Here is a 17,257-nt window from a genome sequence, read left to right as displayed (position 1 = left end):
TATGAAATCTCAAAAGAGAGGTGGGTCAACATCCCAGAATTTGATTCACCTTTTAGGTGGGTTATCATTCCAGAATGGTGGGTCAACATAATTCAGAGAAGTGGGTCAACATCCTCCAGAATCTACAAACAAGTCCGTGGGGTGAAGCTTTTTCTTCGCACTAAATAAGAAGCTTTCATATGTAGAATCCAAGAACTTGTGATTTCTTTAAAACACCCGTTATCTATAATGTGTAACTTTCAAAATTTTACAATCCTTCTTTTGGATCTCAATATATGCTGTCCCTCCCTTTGAATTACTATTTAATGTTCCTCTGACTACCCATATGGTTGAATCTTTTAAAGTAGCAATAAACGGCTTTTCTTTGTAGATTTTTTCTCCATAAATAGGCAACCATATTGCTTCCGCTATTTTTGTAGCGGTACTTTGATCTGGCACCAGATTAAAATCCACACTTCCAGACTGGCCGATGTTAGAATAAACCTTATAGGTCATTACTAATATTATAACTATAGCTAAAGATAATTTTCTCATTTAATTACCAATTTTTATTATTAAGACTCTGTTTGGATTTGCTGGTGGTTTGTTTTCCTTTTGCTGTGAAGGAGTAACTTTTGGTTTTGGGTCTACAGGTTGGACTTTGGGTTCACAACTTGGCCCAGAAGGATCGCGTGGATCACTTGGCATATTAGTACTGATTAACTTCGTATCATTTCTCGCAATAAGGTCGTCAAGTGGAGCATTAGGATCATATTTGAGTAACATTCCATTAGGAGTTGCTACATAGCCTATTATGCCTTTAGACATGTTATCCGCTTTATCCCCGTCTGAAAATTCATTACTATCTAAGAATGAAAGTTGATATTAAGAAGATGAAGCGTGAGACAACCAATGAAATTGAGTGAAAGAGAATGTCCCTTTTTTGAGACATTCTCTGGTTAAAATTTATTAGAAATGAGGACGCGGGCCCCAACCAACAATAGCAATTAAAATCATAGGTAATAAAAAGAACATCAAACTCAGGACAGCCCAAAATTGGCGTTTCCTTTTAGGTAATTCATTAAAGCTTGTCATTAGAAGATTAATCCTTTCCTCAGAGAAGTACTTATATATGATTACTACCCAAACAAAACCAATTGGAACGGCTATATATTTGTTTGGAATATATTTAGCAGTGTCCCATATCAATGCTCTTTGCAACATTAGCAGTATCAACATAAGCGTACAAAATTGACTTACTGCAAGTACCATAGCAGCACTAAATCGTGGGCTTTGATTTTTAAATTTTGAGTAATACTTGTATGTACTTATAAATATTTGACTATACACCTAATGTTATTTTATTATTGATCTTTTTCATCATTCAATTTTTGAATATTGTCTGATATACCTGGAACTAATTCCCGCTTATAAGTCAGCGCGCCACTACCTGACCCTTCAATTTTTATAATAATATAGACCGATATGATCAAATATATTTTGTAATCCACACTTTGAGGATAGCGACTTTGTAATGTAATATTCAGACATTGTTAGTTTCCCCTTTGAAACTTTTGTGATCATAGTTTCATCAAAGTTTATTCCGCTACCATCTTCAAAGAAATAATTACTCAAATTTTCCAGAAGAAAATTCGTATCACAGGTAAAGTTTTTGATTACAACCCACTTTTTACCATTAAATCTAAGTGCATCAACTTTAGCCACATGATTGACGCCTTTGTAAACTATCAGATCAGTAAAAATTATTGTTGAAGCCATTGTTTTTATTTCAATAATAAATACATCTCCTTTGGAGGATATAATATTTGTGAAGTGGTCTTTCAATAATAAGTACCTTAATGCTAAGGTATCGATTGTCAATGGCCCTTCTTTTTGAGTAACAATACTAACAGCATTAATCCTATTGAGGTAGGTGTTTCTTTTTAAGGAGTCTGTAGTATTGTGAGCCCGTTGTTCTAAGGACTGTACTGTAATTTTTCTCCAATCCAGGTAAAATTTATTTAGTGCTTCGCAAGGATTAGTTAAGTGATTACCTGGAGGGGGAAATATAAGACTAAATAATAAAAATGACTGAATCATAATTTTTTATAGTGTTTTATGGCAATGGTGACAACTTTCGTAGTTTGAACTAAAGGTATCCTGCTTATATAAAAATCCACCCAGATAATCATAAGTAGTAGTCTTAGAAACAGTTCCTGTATTATCCACAACTGTCTTTTTTAATTTTACACCCTGTGCATCATATAAGAAAGATATTGTTCCTTTACCTGTGATCACTATTTTTTCAGGCAGGTTCTTATGGTTGTATGATATGGATGCAATCCCTTTATTCAGATCCGAAATCAGGTTACTATTTGCATCATAAGCATCTGTAATCTCAGCATTGCTACCATTATTGAAGTCGCCCAACTTAGGGAAGAAGTATGACTGGTATCTGTCACCTTCACAAGCTTATTACTACCATCATTATAAGCATAAGGTCACATGGTCAATCACGCCGATTGCATTTCCAACAAGCCCCTTTTGATGGGTAATTCTAAAAATTAAATAAGTTGATACATCATTTAGAAAGTAAGTCCAGCGTGAACAACCTTTTGTTGCCCTGACTCATAGATAACCTTTACATGATATCCTGTTAATGGAATAAAAGCAATACGATCCTCTCTTATTCCTTCACTTAATCTGTCAGCAGATAAAAGTACTGGTAACTTGATGTTTTTATCTAACAACAACAAACGATTTGAATATTTAATGAAATCTAATATCCCACCTGGGGGCATGTTAGAATGCTCTTGCAATATAAAATCAAATTCCCCGTCCCGTTCCTCTACAACCACAGCCAGATTCAGTTTATTCCAAGGTTTCTTGTACATTTTTTCATACATAGCAATCCCAGTCTTTAGACTGTCTTGCACACAACTGTCTACTTTATATAAAATAGCTTTCTGTGCAAAACTACCCATAGACATTATACATGTTAGGATACAAATAAGATATGCCTTTTTCATTATTACTTTCCTCCATAGTATTCCAACGCTGTTCGAAGAATACTGAATTTGTTATTATATAAATCTTGCGTTTTTCCTACATTGTCCTTTGGAACCACATAAGTTCCACCCATTCCTTTCTTGGGAATCATAGCATCTACATTTTGCGAATCAATCATGAGTAATGGAACTCCAGCCTTTCTCGCGGCAGCACCATCTCCTCCCATCTGAGCGTTAGCGTCACGATTTCTGGAATCGGATATGTCAGCAATTTGATGAGTATGAGCGTCTGCAAGTTTTATTACCTCTCCTGTCTTAACACCGGGGATTGTTGCAGGGTCGTCAACAACTGAAAGTGTTGGTCCATTAAACCTACTATCATTCGTATGAACAGTTAACGTTGAATTTTTTACATCCAACAATAAGGTACTTCGATCTGTTGCTCTGACACCGTCGCATCTAACATCAATGTTCCTGATAGCCCTTCAGATGGCCTTTCTTTTACCATGTCTGTATCCGCCTGGCACCCAACATTATTGCTCTTTCCTTCATTCCCATCACTATCATCCTTACTGCCCGCCTCAATCCAGGGATCTATTGTGCTATCAGGATTGCCACCGGAAATAGAACAGCACGCTCCTACAACGTCGGGTGAGATATCTGCTCCTACAAAATTATCAGACACATAAGCATTCATGACGCGCACTGCAGCTGATACTATTTACTGGCAGTGTATCGAAAGCTATATTAAGTATGTGGCTTTATTTTCCCTATGTTAAACAGTTTGAGCCAATTATAATTCCTTATAACGTATTTTTAATAACGCTAAAAAGGATTCCTTCATAAAAGGTATGTCGGTGCGAATATCATAAGGCTTTACACTTGAGCACTTTTCATCCATCCTTTTATCATTGTTTGCGATGATTTTTCCTAAGGCTATTTTGTTATTTACCTTTTGCAGAATTTTCCAGCGAGGCGATATTCTGTCATGTGGCCCATCCCATAAGTAGTTTTTATAGTCAAAGCAAGCTTCAAGAAGGAAGCAAGGCAGAACGCCCCCATTATAATGGTTAATACTATCTGCATAGGCGTTTATCTTGTCGCGCTTTTCTTTTAGCCTATCGATTTTTATTGACATTTTAGGGACTGTATCATTTTTTGTCTGGGCATTTGCAGAGTAAATATATAACGCTGCTAATAATAAGAATATAACCTTCATAAATAAATCATTTTATTGTTTGTCTTAGGTACTTGTCCGGTGTGGTGGGAATAGATTGGAATGGAAAGATTAGAGCAAGGATGTATGATCAGTAGTTTGGAAGATAATATGTGATAGACGCATTGCCCGTAAAAAGTAGAATCAGCTATGCCGGGCACCAAAGGCTCTGCCGTTGGTTGTTATGAGCGCGACGATATGAAGCCTTCCATAGTTTTATGCCACGACTCCTTGTTTAATATTCTTTATAGTCTTACTCCATCTTCAATCCTTGGCAATATGGCTTTAATCCGCTTCATCTCCTCTTTGCAATTATCTGGCATATTCCGATCTAAAATAAGTTTACTATATATCATTAACAACTCATCCAATTGGGGGTTATTATCCAGCTTTGCCGCAATTAACCCCTTCATGAACCTAAACAAATCGTTATTCATATGTACACTATATTCCAGTGGATACTTATTCAATAACTCGTTGACCCTTTTTACTGTATTATTTGCTAAAAAATATGGAAACGCAACCTGCTTAAACTGTTTGGTTAATTCAATAACTACGGATTGCAAATGTTGCTCATCAAAAACAAATAAATCCAAGGTTTGATTCTTTTTCCTGTTTATCCCATCTGGGTTTGCGCATAAGTTTGCAATACTATTTCCTATTGTTATAAAATCCCATTCATTTTTCAATTCAGTATTTAAAGTAATCTCCTTATAGTACCTCTCAATCGATGAAATATTAATATCTGCAAAAGGTTCTATTAAAAAGCCTTTAGCTCGTGTTTTAATATTAGTTCTGGTATATAATAAAAAATAATAGAAATAAATTGCATTATCATCCTTGCGAATAAAACCTTGTTCTTTAATATTTGCTTTAAAATTCAGCGGTGCCAATTCTTTACTTAATAAGTCTATGATCGTTCTTACTATTTCTTTTTGAGTCATACTGATAAATTTAATTTGCTATAAAGTTACCTGTTTTAGCATCCCAGCTAAATACCCCGGTCTGAACTTTTGAAGTGTCATCCCCGTCATTAAAAAATAATTTCTGCCCATTGCTTAACGTTCCTCCATCGACCTTTGATTCAAAAACGCCTAACACATTATTATCTTTAATAACAACAAAATCTGCCTTCATTGAAGCCCCATCCATTTTAATATTGACCTGCTCCAGTATTTCGGCTCCTTTGTACTGAGACAATAAAACATCCTTAGTCAAAGCCTCCCCATGTCACCCTTCGCTATAGACGACATTTCTTCCGAAAAAGGATTTATCTTAGGTGCTCCTAATAATGCTCCTCCAAGTCTCCCTATCGCATAGCCTGCCGCCACTATAACCACAGTTTCGGCGGCGGCTTCCCTATTCATTGGTGCTGCTATCACATTCGCAATCGCATAGAGAGTATTCCGTAAAAATGCCATCATGCAAGTAAAGGTGCTTGGAAACCACGATCGGGGTGGAATTCCTGGAACTCTACCATCAACATCTACTTACTTAATTCTCTTTTGATAATTCAGTATAAAAGTTGATGACTAAAGAGTCCGGCTTGTCTGTAATTTTTGCTGGTGGGGCTTGCTTAAATATCTTCTGTAAAGCAAGCATTTTTTCTTGATATACGGTGAACCCTTTGAACTTAATATTGATTGAAGCTCTTCGGTCAGCAGCATTTTTTAGTAACAGTGGAACAAACTGCTTATCTCCTGTTTTTCCTGCTTTATATGCTCCTAAAATAATATCTTCTTTTTCTTCACTATTAAGCAATCGAATAATTTCTTTGTCGCTATTACAAGAAGTGAACAGGATAAAAATTAACGCATAAAAAAACTTTGTATAATATTTCATCTTACTTTTTTTAATTCCCTCCATAGGTATTCTTTTTAGTTACAATTCCACTATTTACAGAATGATTTAATGAACTTTTTAAACCAGACGGTGATAGGAATTGTGAGTTAAGAGGAGATGGCCCGGGATCTCCATGATTATAATGATACTCCTATAGTTTTACTCCTGCTCCCGTTAATGCACTAGCAGCAACACTTGTACATTGATTTCCCTGCAAACTATAGGTGCCAGGATTAGTTACTTTGCCATCTAACGTATTGGTAAGTTTTGTTGCTTGACTTTCTGTTATTTCCAATGTGAAGTCGGTAACTCCGTCTGCTTGATATTTAGCATCAAAATCTGCCCGGCTTTCCACTTTCATTTGTCCTGGGCTACCTGTTAAATCATCCATACTCCATGCTCCATCATTGTCAACATCAGTAGGATAATATCCGTAAACCTTATCCCCAACTTGAACTGCTGTGTGGCCTACATCTCCTTTACCTGCTGCTTTACCATCAACAACTAACACTTCGACTGTTGTTAAATTTTCTGATTTCCCTCCTTTTTGCAATTCGACCCTCTTGCCATCTTTAGTAGTATATCTATGCGTTTCTCCAACGTAGTTTGCATCTTTTCCATACTTCTGTACTGCTTCCTTCTGGCTATTTACATTAGCATCATAAACTGGACTCCGACTTCCATTTTCTTTTGTTCGGAATATCCAGCCTTCAGGCTGCATTCCATCAGGGTCTATAAATCTTAGTGGATTATCAAAAGCAAAATTATAAGGCGACCAGCGGCGCATCTTATCAGCCATAGGGTCAACAACATTCCAACGCCCTATCTGTGGATCATACATCCTTGCTCCAAAATCATAAAGTTCTAATTCAAAAATGATCCTGGATAAAAAACTGTTCGACCGCATGGAGGATATCGAAGCCCTCCCTAAAGAAGATAAAGACAAGATTTATTACTTCATCGATATGGATATCGCTTATAATAAAACTAAAAAGGCTTTCGCTAAATAAATGAGGAACGCCCCACCGACCGGTGGGCGTTCCTCATTTATAAGCTTGTTGTCATTTCTCCTGTATCAATATTAACTCTATAACAGGTACTCACCGCATAAAAATCATCTGACAACATAACGACAAAATTGGTTTCCCATCCTCTACCTAAAAGCCGATTTATTTTACCTGGCCTTTTGTTATTGATTAGCTGTAGGATTATATTTTTCTTGCCGTTATTATCGATAAACCCCACATACTGTCTAACCCAATGACAGAAAAAATCCTTAGTATCAATATTCGTTTGTTGTACCTGGTTATACTGTTTAATAAAAATTTCCTCTACATTTTTAATGTCTTCCACGGTAGGGGTAAATCTATATTTCTTGTCTTTCATATCAATTCCTACAAGATACTCTTCATTAAAGATTATACCTTTTTCTTTATAATATCCCGGAAGCTCCACTATCTCAAATTGTTTTACTGTATCAATCTTAGTTTGAGCACGGCATGAAAAGAATCCGCCAGCCAGTACTACAAATAATATCAGTTTTTTCATAGTTAATAAATTGGATTTATAAGATTTAAACCATTAGCTGTAATGGTATTAGCATTCTGTCTAGTACCTGGGATCAATATCTGTCCTTCACCAATATTTACACCTGCAGCGTTTTGACTGATGCTATAAAATGCCCGCAGATTAACATGATGCTCTGCTCTGATTAAGTTCTCAATATGGGTAGAGAAAATTTCCGCTAGGCGGACAGGTTGTGTAGCACCTGTTGGTATATACCATACACTATAATCAATACTCCCATCAAAAACCTGATCCCAAGAATGTGCTAATTCATGGCCTAGACCAATAAATGCCGGTCTACTCTGATTTAGTGTTGCATCTGGTCCCCCGCTTGTATTGCCAGGATTCCACCGCACAACATTCGTCATACCCGTTTTAGTATCATTTGGATTAAAACTATTGTCGCCTTTGATAATGTTTACTGTTTGTATGCTATTCTGAATATCGGTTACTAAACGATTTCCGTTCGCTCCTGTTCGAAGATCGTCTAAACCAGCAACAGCCTTTTTTAAAAAACCTTTTACTTTTCCTGTATATGCTGTGCCGTCCTTGTTTGTTAAAGTACCATTATTATAGTCCACAGATTGTCTTTTACCTAAGCCTAAAAAACCTGTTCTAAAATGGATTCTAGCTGTATCACCCAACGGATCACTTACCCTGATCGGATTATTATCCATCGAAGCATATAAGCTCATGCTTACGTTAGGCTTGGGATCTATTTGCCACCATCTTCCTATTTGGGGATCAAGGGTACGATAGAACGCATCATACTGATTTAGATCGAGATCTGTTGTATGCTCAATGCCGTTATACTCTTTGCGGTTCTTCCAGTAATTAGTCCCCTTCAGTGCATTGGCACTTATCCCGGCCATCGTCAACCCAAACGGATAATAATGCGTTTCCTCCAACAATGGGCCTTTACTGTGTGCAATAACCAGATTGTCAAAGTACACATTTTCCGCACTTTCATTGCTGGTATAAATATAGATAAACCCAGTCTTTTTAATCACAAATTTATCTACCGTTAATGTCTGTAATTCATCAGGACTACCCTGCACCTGTTTAACCCCACTATTATCGTCCACCATATTGAACAGGTCATCAAAGAGCACATAGGAAAGATATGCTTTGGGTTTCGTTGACAAGTTTTCATTTGCATCCTTATTCATCAGTTCATCATATTCGCTGGATGTGAAGGCAGACGAAAGACCAGAACTGGTACCTGCTGCCGCATGCGTGCCATCTGTCACCGTAGAAGAACTGAATGCCTGTATCAGTGCGGCTAACATACTGCTGGTTGTAGTACTGGATGTACTGGCTCCCGTACTTTTATAAAATGCTTTCACGCCCAGCTGGATAGTATCACCCGCCATGACACGTAATACGATGGATGGCCCTATTTTTTCACCACTCTCTGCGTTCAATTTGGCGACATATGCATTAGGATCGGTTGTCTCATCTGTTGGATAACCTGCCGGTAATGCTGTGCGGGTGTTATCAATATTACTGAATAATGCGTTTTCAGTACTACTGTTTGCTGTCTCCATGGTTGCAGCATATACACTGGTGTCTGCATTATTTCCTAATACTATCCGCACATCTCCGAGGTGATCTTTCTCAAAGTAATCCCAGTGATAAACGATGGCCTTACCGGAGTCATATTTCGGACGAATACGGCCTTCTTCGTGCGCAATATAGCGCAGGGTATCCTGTTCATATACAAACCCACCTATGTAATCAGTGACCCTGGTTTTGACAGGTGATACCGTACTGTCGACAACAGTCTTCTTTACTTTTGTTCCTGCTGATGTATATTGATAAGTTATTGAACCTTTACCATTGATCATGATTTTTTCAGGCAGATTCAACAGATTATAGCTTATGGAAGTTATATTTTTATTCAGATCGGATATAACATTCCCATTGCCATTATACGTATAATCGTTACCAGTATTTGTACCGTCATTAAAGTCTCCCAGCCTGGCAGTGCTGGTATTGCTGGCATCAGTGACGGTGAGCAATTTATTACTATTGGCCTGATAGGTATAAGTCAGGTTATCTACATTACTGCTGGTTGTACCTATTAACCCCTGCTGCTTCATGGAGTTAATATTCCCATTGGCATCATAAACAAGATTACTCACTGTAAAATCTACCTTGTCTGATGTCCATGCAGCGCCTGTGGTGTTTTGCTGATTAAAGACGGCTTTGCTGAGGCGGTTAGCACCATCATAACCAAAACCGAATGCCCGTGGTATACCATTGGATTTAGTTTTCCATTTGATGCCGGCAATATTACCATTGTATTGACTGCTGTCAAAACCATTATCATAACTGAGATCTTCACCAAACCAGTTGTCTGTACCGGTGGAATTGACAAATGCTTTGTTGATTCCGGCTAACCATCCTTTGATATTATAAGTATAAGTAAGCGTATCTAATTGTGTATTTCCATCTACGCCTAATTTTTTCTGTTGTAATTGCCCAAGTTCATCATAGGTGTTTTCTGCAATGTTCTCTTCCCAACTGGTGCTGTCATTTAACCGTTTTACCAGCGAAATAAGGTGGCCTCCGGCATCATAACCCATTTTATTCAGTACAGTCGTTTGTGGTGTTGCTGTGCTGGAAGGATTTGTATGTGTGAGGTAGGTGCTCAGTACCTTACCATTATAGTCATAAAGACTGCTGGTCACATCTTTGCCACCTGCATGATTATCTGCAATTGTCTGGATATTACGACCATAATCGTCATAATAAGTTGAGGCAGTGAGCCATTGGTCTGTGCCCAGTATACGGATCTTTGATCCTGTAGTGAGGGAAATAATATGTGAACTGGCCGCTGTATTTGTCTGACTATAAGGATTGTCCCCTGTTTCCAGTTTAGATAAACCCGCGCTCACAAAACCATGTACACCATCATAATTATAATTGTCATAGTAAGTGTAGGACAGCGGTGTGAGTAAACCTGCACTTATTTCCGGCACGGGATTAGACGCGGGGAATGTTGTGGTGCCGCTGCTATTCGTAATGGTTGCTGTGAAGGACGCATTATCACCTGAGGTAAATTCCGGGTCAAAACTGATGGTATTAGTGGCTAGATATTGACTTACGTTACTATCGTAGGTCGTCACTACCAGGTCTACAGGTAAAGTGTCGATATCTATTCCTGTAATGACAGAATCACCGGTAGATGTATTCAGTGTACATTGCAGGGCATCCCTGGTACTGCTGATGGTATAAAGCGCGGTTTCATAAGGACGGTTTAATCCATCGTAAAAGGTGGTGTGCCATTCAGGTGAGGACTTGGACCTTTGTATAGAATCCTGTGTAAATACAACCCTGTTCCTACTGTCATACACCATTAAAACAGCTCCTGCACCGGGTACTTTTTTTGAGATCATACGGCCACGTGCATCGTATTGATACTGGAAGCAAAGTTCATCGGCGATAGGTTGGGTTAGCTTCCAGTCAGACGAGATGTTTTGCACTGCAAGTGGCGGTATCACAAAACGAAGACTACCCAGGGCATCATACACATAGTATGTGCATAACCATCCCTCATGTGCTTCACCAGGACTATCGGCAAGCTGCACTTTTTTGAGAATGATATGTTCGTCTTTGTCTTCATATTCAATAACATGATGACCTGCCTCGTCGATTATGACGTTTTTGGTAAGTTGCCCGGCACTATAAATGCCTGCAGTATCCGGCAGGGTAGCTGACCCGGAACCATATGTCATAGTGGTAGAGCAGGTATTCTTACTGATAGCGATTTTCCAGATTAGTACGGCATCATCACTTTTATTATAGCGGTAGTGCTTCTCTATTGGATGATTACCACCTGTTTGCGCCCAGCTATCCCCCGGTGCCCAGGTTTTGAGTACACGGTTCAGCGGGGAGGCCTCATATTCTGTCTGACTATAGTAAACATGTTCATCCGCAGTGCCAGGATTAAGGCTGACATCCTGGAAAAACGAAGCCTGAGCTGCGAATGGATCTGCTTTTATTTTCCCGTCATGCGTATTATCCTGTTCTGTAACAAATGGGAGATATTGATACTGTTGCCTGCCCAGTGAGTCGTATATAAAGGCAGTAACCATATCATTTCCCCTGGGGCTTATTCGTCTCACCACCGTTTGCAAAGGACGCCCTAAACCATCCAGGTATTGGGTAGTCAATTTTACATCGGCCGTGGAGCGGCTGGAATCAATTACTTCATTCTCATCTGTCGTGATCATGGCTGGTATCCAGGTCCGTATTGTGCTGTAGGTAGTTGTCGTATATGCTGCCGGTCGTGTAACGGGTGTAGCTGCGGTACGCTGAGAGGTCGTTGGTACCTGTGCACTGCCGGGAAGGATACTTCCCAGCAGGCAAACGGAGGTGATATATATAAATAACTGTTTATTCATGGTCTAATTATTCCAGATGAGAACCAGGATAGGTGCGGAATTGCCGGTAAAGGTGATAGTAGAACCAGATGCAACTGTTTTCTGTGTGCCATTTACATCGGCGGTCATAGAGATGCCAGAGCCAATCGGTGCAATGGAAATAGTAAAAGTTTTACCACTGGTGATGGCTGCATAGTATGGCCATTCCGTGATGGAGGTGGTCTTCACCTCTGCTGTACCGGAACTGGTATTGGTAGTGGTAATACTTACTGTACCGGGGCTTGTGCCACCTTTCTTTACCACGATGGCGAAGTTTTTACCTGAAGGGAAACAGTACCCGTTGGTATTTGCATATGTTTGTCCGTTGGTTGTAGCATCCGCATTGGCCAGTGAGTCAACATATTCCTGTGATACGGTAGAGGTATACTTGCCGGCAGCTACGGTATATGTTACATATGATCCGGTAGAATCTTTGGTACAGCTGTTCTTCTGAACGGATTTGCTCACCGCGGCACTACTGTAAGTAATAGTACCGGCTGAGGAAAGGACGATATTCAATGTAGGAGCTAATAACCATGATTGACTACCTCCCGGGCTTATGGCTTTTTCTGTACCATTCACGGTAGCATAGAGATAATTCTGGGCAGTGATGGTGATGGTATAAGTAGCATCACTGGCTATTCTGTAGCACACTGCGAGTTGAGCATCTGTAGGATCGGTAAATGACTGGTTGTAAACGCTTGCACCTGTATTGGAATTGACAACGGAGACATTAAAGGTTCCTAAGTCACTACTACCTGATTTCTTACTGAGGACCAGGTTACAAGCCAGGCATTGACCATTTGTATTTGCATTGCTTTGTGCATTGGCTTTGGCATATCGCAGCGCTGCAGCATTTGCTGAATCTTTGCTGATGAGGGAGGAATCATGTCGGGCGGCTACCGTGAGTGTTACGTCTGTACCTACGTAACCTGTGGAACAGGCCGTTGTAGCTGTCGCTGATTGTGCATCGCTATAATAGTAACAAAGACCATTTCTGTTGGCATATGTTTGTCCGCTGTCAGATACTTCCTGTTGTGCCAGCGCATTGGCAGCCGCAAGACTGACTGTAGATGAATAAGTGCCTGTTGCGACTGTATATGTTACTGCGGTACCTTCTGCTGCTGATGAGGTACATGCCTTGGTGTAGGTGCCGCTTTGTGCTTCATTTGTCCAGGTACAGCCGTTGGAGTTGGCATATAACTGACCCAGTGAATCGAGACGAGCTTTGGCTTTGGTATTGGCATCTTCCTGACTTACGGAGGAGGTATCGGTGCCTTCTGATAAAGTATAGACTACTGCTGATCCTACTCCGTTGTTGACACAAACAGCGGTGAAGGTGTCTTTCATTTGCTGACTCAGGTAATAACTACAATCTCCCATCAGATCGGCATATGCCTGACCGTTAGCTGAAATGTCTGCCAGTGCTTTGCTATTGGCATCGGCTACACTTGTACGAGAGCTGTATTTGCCCGCATCTACTGCATAAGTAATAGTAGTGTTAGCACCACTGACAGCACAGGTTTTAGAGAACGTCTGACTTTGGAAATCGTTGTAGTATACAGTACCCTCGCATCTGTCTATATCGCCAGCGTAATTGTAGCAATACATCTTCAATATATTTTTATCCTTATTCCTGATCAGTTTCAGGCGGTTTAATCCATCAAATTCATAATAGAGGGTATGGTTACCTTCGTCGGTTTTGCTGCTCATTCCTATAAGTGGCAGGAATGAATAATGGCTCATCTGTGCCACGGCAGGACGCAAACTGACTTCGTCAAACCAAACTTTTCCGCTACTGCTATTGTCCAGGCGGAGGGTGACATAAGTCACGCCGGCAGGAATGCTGTATTCTTTTTCAAGATATACCCACTTGCCGGTTTGGGAAGTAGATACATTATCTATGTAGGTGTAATTACCAGTTTCGCTGCTGGTCTTCATCAGTAAATTGATGGTAGCAGTTGGGCCATTGCTATACACCCAGCCGGAATAACGGAAGGTGGTTGCGGTGGAGAGGGAAATCGTGTTCCAGGTTGGATTTGTAAAAGTACCACTGCCATTGATCAAACCAGCATATCTGCCCGTATGGGAGACGTCTGCATCGCGGGCAATTCCTGTCCAGCTATCTACATCTTCAAATCCATCATACATCACCTGGTTAATGGAAGCACCTGCTGTTTGTGATACAGGGTAGGTATCATCTGCAGACCAGGTGTAAGCTGTTGTAATGCCGTTATCATCTCTTACCTGGCGTAGGTTGCCGTGCCGTCCATAGCTTTGGTAAGCGATGGTAGTACCCGGGAAACTATTATCATTGCCCAGTTGCCAGTTGCTGTCGATTTTTGGTGCGATCAGTCTATCGTTACTTCCCCAGCTGTCGCTAAAGAGTGTGTGTTTATAACTTAATAAGGTACTGTTTGTATAGTTCCCCTGCCAGTAAGCCTGACGAAGCATATTTTTTGAGACCATATGATCCAGTACACTTGCATTTACATCTGTGCTGCTATGTTCACCTGGATAGCGCATTTCTGTGACCAGGGTATCATTTTTACTGTTGAGTTTTGTTATTTTTTGAGGGTAGTTTTTGTCATTGTAAGTGTAGTTGATGGTGTTTGTAAATACGGTGCCATTATCATCGTAATTGTTATCCGTAATAGCTGACAGATGCCGGCCTCCACTTTTTATCATGTAGATAAATGCACTAAAGTCGGAATAGGATTCAGTACAATGCTCACTGGTGGCATATTCAACTGTAGGAAATACCATTAGGGCGGAGTCCTGGCTAAAGTTGAATAAGTCCCAGGTATTGATTGTTTCTTTTATAAGCGAAAAGGAGCTGTCTGTGTTATTGAATTTATAATAGGAAGTTGTAATGGGAAGTTCATCTGAGAGTCCGTTATCTATGCGTTCTTTTCCGCCAAGCGCAGATTGGTTGCCAATGGTAATAAAGTCATTGGGAATTTGGTACGTGTACATCGTTTTACCATTGGGACGTGTATTACTGTATTCATATTTGGTAACGTAAGGATATAATACATTTGCTCCCTGGAAGGTGATGGTAGGATAGGTGGATTGGGCGATATAAGTATATTTGAGCCCATCTTCCATTTTACAGGCAGTAGAACCTACTGCAACATATCTCCTGGTAGCTGTATTGTAATAGATGTTAGTCATCATATCATCTGCACTGGTAGGCATATAGCCTATACCGGATTCATTTTCTCCATACTTATATACATCTTTTTTCTGCAGGGTATTGTCAAGATTGTAACTGCTGATTGTTTCCACACGAATACCAGCACCTTTTTTGTATTTCGTAGTGTTGTCGGTAACAGCGATGGAGACAGTTGCAAATACCGTAGTAGTGGGTAGATCGTTAATACCTACATACAATTGATAGGTATGGCTGGTGTCGCAGGTGTAAGTGGCTGTGAGCGTATGGGGTGTTCCATTTGTACCTGCATTGAGATAAGTATCGGAATTCCAGCTGGCTACTATCCTGGCAGTGGTAAGATCTCTGAGTTGTACTTCCTGTGCATAACTAAGCGGAGGGTTGGCGGAAGAAGCAGAAAAATCTATTGAAATATTCAATGCATACCAATCCTGGTTATTACCTGGTGGCCTGACCTGGAAGGTAGTCGTGGCGCTATCCCAACCATAAGTAACACCTGTTTTTGCAGGGCCGGCCAGTCTGATAGATGCAAGTGTAGAGTCTTTAGTTCCGGGCGTGACTTCATATGTATTGACGGCATAATCGTAGGTGGTATATCCTCCTGTAGGATAAGTTATCTTATTCAGAATACCTGCCAGGATATATGACTCTGAAGGGGACCTGTCTGCGGTACCAAGATTACCTAACTTTTGTATTTCTGTCTGGGATGGAAGTTGTTTAGGCATGAGGGTGTATTGTGATACACCATTATAAAATCCCCACCAGTCCTGTGAACATGACAAGGTATTGGGTAATGTTGTGCTATTGTAATCGAACGTATATTTTTCGGGTTGTTCTCCATTCAGGTCCTCGTTAGAAAAGGATTGGAGTTTGAGGCGGTAGTCTGAATAACTGGGATATGAAGCACCGGTGTAGAAGTAACTGTAGTTAAATGAAACCTTTTTAACCCGGTTATAAGTGCCGTTGTCATTACTGTATACGACAATGCTGTCAAGGGCATTGCCTGAATAATCAGCCCTCACGGTGTTTGCATAAAACTTCACCTTACCCTGTCTGAAAATGATTTCGCTGATATTAGGTACATTATTATAGGAGTAAGAAATGTTTTTGACAATTTCATCACCTACAAAGCTGGAGAGGTCATCTGTTCCTTTTACGTTCTTGCGATATACCTTGTTAAAGGTAAGCACGTTGTCAGCGGCCTTATCTCCATTACCTGTGGAGGTAGTGTAGTTAAAAATTACGCTGTCTGCACCGTCGTTGGAAATAATCTTTGTCAGATTCCAGCCGATAACGTGAGTTTGAAGTCCCTGTTCGTTGTCAGTAGTAGTGTTGAACTTTTGTGAAAAGAAATAGCGGGTACCATCATCATCTGTGACCTGGTAATTGTTATCACTGGTGTGGATAATTTTGACAGGTTGATAGGGGGCTGTGATAAAATCCTGTTGATCCCTGGAAAATAGGAAGCGGCCGGATTTTCCAGTGAAATTATAGTTGAAAAAGTCTGGTTGCAGGTCTGGCCTGCTTTGATACCAGGTATACCGTTCAGCATAAGTGAGTACGTTATCAAAGCCTGAAATGGGGGTAGTTTGATTAAACCAGCCATAAGATTCAGTTTCGTCCTCAATACCTCTGATCTGCCGGCCGATAGAGCCTCCTGCCATGAGTGACCATCCAAGGCCAACCCAGGTGGCTTTCTGGCCGACCTTTATACCGGAGGCATGATAACTGAGCGAGATAGGAACCTTTATCTTACCGGTATTGATTTCATAAATCGGGTAAGAGATCTGTGGAACGCCCGTCATCATACTTACAGGTGTGCTATTGTATTGAAAGAGGGCAGCTGCTTCTGCGGGTAAGGGTACTATGGAGGGGGATTGTCCTTTAGTTGCATTAAAGTTGATCAGTAACATCCACAGAATAAAAACTGTTTTAATACGGGTATACATCATTGAATAAATAGTGGCCAGGGAATATACCGGGTTTAGGTACGGGTGCTACAATGCAGGAGTGGGTAAATGGAATAGGGAAACTTAAAGTTAATTAA

General features: G+C 40.1%; 16 protein-coding genes. 1 reads left to right on the top strand and 15 read right to left on the bottom strand.

Annotated features, from left to right (window positions below; all coding sequences use genetic code 11):
* Nucleotides 1-219 precede the first annotated feature (219 nt).
* The 12 genes from ABDW16_RS25245 to ABDW16_RS25190 all read right to left on the bottom strand — a co-directional run bounded on the left by ABDW16_RS25245 (nucleotide 220) and on the right by ABDW16_RS25190 (nucleotide 6,952).
* On the bottom strand, nucleotides 220-534 hold the full coding sequence (locus tag ABDW16_RS25245; protein ID WP_343673631.1) for a YbbC/YhhH family protein: 315 nt from the start codon (nucleotides 532-534) through the stop codon (nucleotides 220-222).
* Nucleotides 535-807, bottom strand: a complete 273-nt coding sequence (locus ABDW16_RS25240; protein ID WP_343673629.1) for a hypothetical protein — start codon at nucleotides 805-807, stop codon at nucleotides 535-537.
* Between the two features lie 630 nt (nucleotides 808-1,437).
* Complete coding sequence (locus tag ABDW16_RS25235) at nucleotides 1,438-2,079, bottom strand: hypothetical protein (RefSeq protein WP_343673628.1); 642 nt, start codon at nucleotides 2,077-2,079, stop codon at nucleotides 1,438-1,440.
* A 6-nt stretch (nucleotides 2,080-2,085) separates the two neighbouring features.
* Nucleotides 2,086-2,409 (bottom strand): hypothetical protein, encoded by a 324-nt coding sequence (locus ABDW16_RS25230; protein WP_343673626.1) that lies wholly within the window; start codon nucleotides 2,407-2,409, stop codon nucleotides 2,086-2,088.
* Between the two features lie 155 nt (nucleotides 2,410-2,564).
* Nucleotides 2,565-2,963 carry a hypothetical protein gene (locus ABDW16_RS25225; RefSeq protein ID WP_343673625.1) on the bottom strand — a complete coding sequence of 133 codons (399 nt, stop codon included), beginning with the start codon at nucleotides 2,961-2,963 and terminating at the stop codon, nucleotides 2,565-2,567.
* Between the two features lie 47 nt (nucleotides 2,964-3,010).
* Nucleotides 3,011-3,409 carry a hypothetical protein gene (locus ABDW16_RS25220; protein WP_343673624.1) on the bottom strand — a complete coding sequence of 133 codons (399 nt, stop codon included), beginning with the start codon at nucleotides 3,407-3,409 and terminating at the stop codon, nucleotides 3,011-3,013.
* On the bottom strand, nucleotides 3,397-3,693 hold the full coding sequence (locus ABDW16_RS25215; RefSeq protein WP_343673623.1) for a hypothetical protein: 297 nt from the start codon (nucleotides 3,691-3,693) through the stop codon (nucleotides 3,397-3,399). The genes ABDW16_RS25220 and ABDW16_RS25215 overlap by 13 nt, the downstream gene beginning before the upstream one ends.
* Nucleotides 3,694-3,780: 87 nt before the next feature.
* A complete protein-coding gene (locus ABDW16_RS25210) occupies nucleotides 3,781-4,206 on the bottom strand; it encodes a hypothetical protein (RefSeq protein WP_343673622.1) in 426 nt (141 codons plus the stop codon).
* A gap of 242 nt (nucleotides 4,207-4,448) precedes the next feature.
* Entirely contained in the window at nucleotides 4,449-5,147 is a 699-nt protein-coding gene (locus tag ABDW16_RS25205) for a hypothetical protein (RefSeq protein WP_343673621.1), read from the bottom strand.
* A 10-nt stretch (nucleotides 5,148-5,157) separates the two neighbouring features.
* On the bottom strand, nucleotides 5,158-5,421 hold the full coding sequence (locus ABDW16_RS25200) for a hypothetical protein (RefSeq protein ID WP_343673620.1): 264 nt from the start codon (nucleotides 5,419-5,421) through the stop codon (nucleotides 5,158-5,160).
* 276 nt (nucleotides 5,422-5,697) lie between these two features.
* Nucleotides 5,698-6,069, bottom strand: coding sequence for a hypothetical protein (locus ABDW16_RS25195; RefSeq protein ID WP_343673619.1), 372 nt, complete (start codon nucleotides 6,067-6,069; stop codon nucleotides 5,698-5,700).
* Nucleotides 6,070-6,196: 127 nt separating this feature from the next.
* Nucleotides 6,197-6,952 carry an RHS repeat-associated core domain-containing protein gene (locus ABDW16_RS25190; RefSeq protein WP_343673618.1) on the bottom strand — a complete coding sequence of 252 codons (756 nt, stop codon included), beginning with the start codon at nucleotides 6,950-6,952 and terminating at the stop codon, nucleotides 6,197-6,199.
* Between ABDW16_RS25190 and ABDW16_RS25185 the strand changes: the two genes are divergently transcribed.
* The gene (locus tag ABDW16_RS25185; RefSeq protein ID WP_343673633.1) at nucleotides 6,921-7,055 is read left to right on the top strand and encodes a hypothetical protein; all 135 of its coding nucleotides are present in this window, start codon (nucleotides 6,921-6,923) and stop codon (nucleotides 7,053-7,055) included. The two genes, ABDW16_RS25190 and ABDW16_RS25185, sit on opposite strands and share 32 nt — an antisense overlap.
* Before the next feature lie 37 nt (nucleotides 7,056-7,092).
* Here ABDW16_RS25185 and ABDW16_RS25180 read toward each other — a convergent pair whose 3' ends face one another.
* Genes ABDW16_RS25180 through ABDW16_RS25170 form a run of 3 tightly spaced genes read right to left on the bottom strand, consistent with a single transcriptional unit; the run spans nucleotide 7,093 to nucleotide 17,123 of the window.
* Complete coding sequence (locus ABDW16_RS25180; RefSeq protein WP_343673617.1) at nucleotides 7,093-7,593, bottom strand: hypothetical protein; 501 nt, start codon at nucleotides 7,591-7,593, stop codon at nucleotides 7,093-7,095.
* 2 nt (nucleotides 7,594-7,595) lie between these two features.
* A complete protein-coding gene (locus ABDW16_RS25175) occupies nucleotides 7,596-12,020 on the bottom strand; it encodes a DUF6443 domain-containing protein (protein WP_343673616.1) in 4,425 nt (1,474 codons plus the stop codon).
* Nucleotides 12,021-12,023: 3 nt separating this feature from the next.
* Nucleotides 12,024-17,123, bottom strand: a complete 5,100-nt coding sequence (locus tag ABDW16_RS25170; RefSeq protein ID WP_343673615.1) for a DUF5977 domain-containing protein — start codon at nucleotides 17,121-17,123, stop codon at nucleotides 12,024-12,026.
* Nucleotides 17,124-17,257: the final 134 nt, after the last annotated feature.

The sequence above is a fragment of the Chitinophaga sp. genome (assembly GCF_039596135.1).
Lineage (GTDB): Bacteria > Bacteroidota > Bacteroidia > Chitinophagales > Chitinophagaceae > Chitinophaga.
This window is presented reverse-complemented; position numbering and strand designations above follow the sequence as displayed.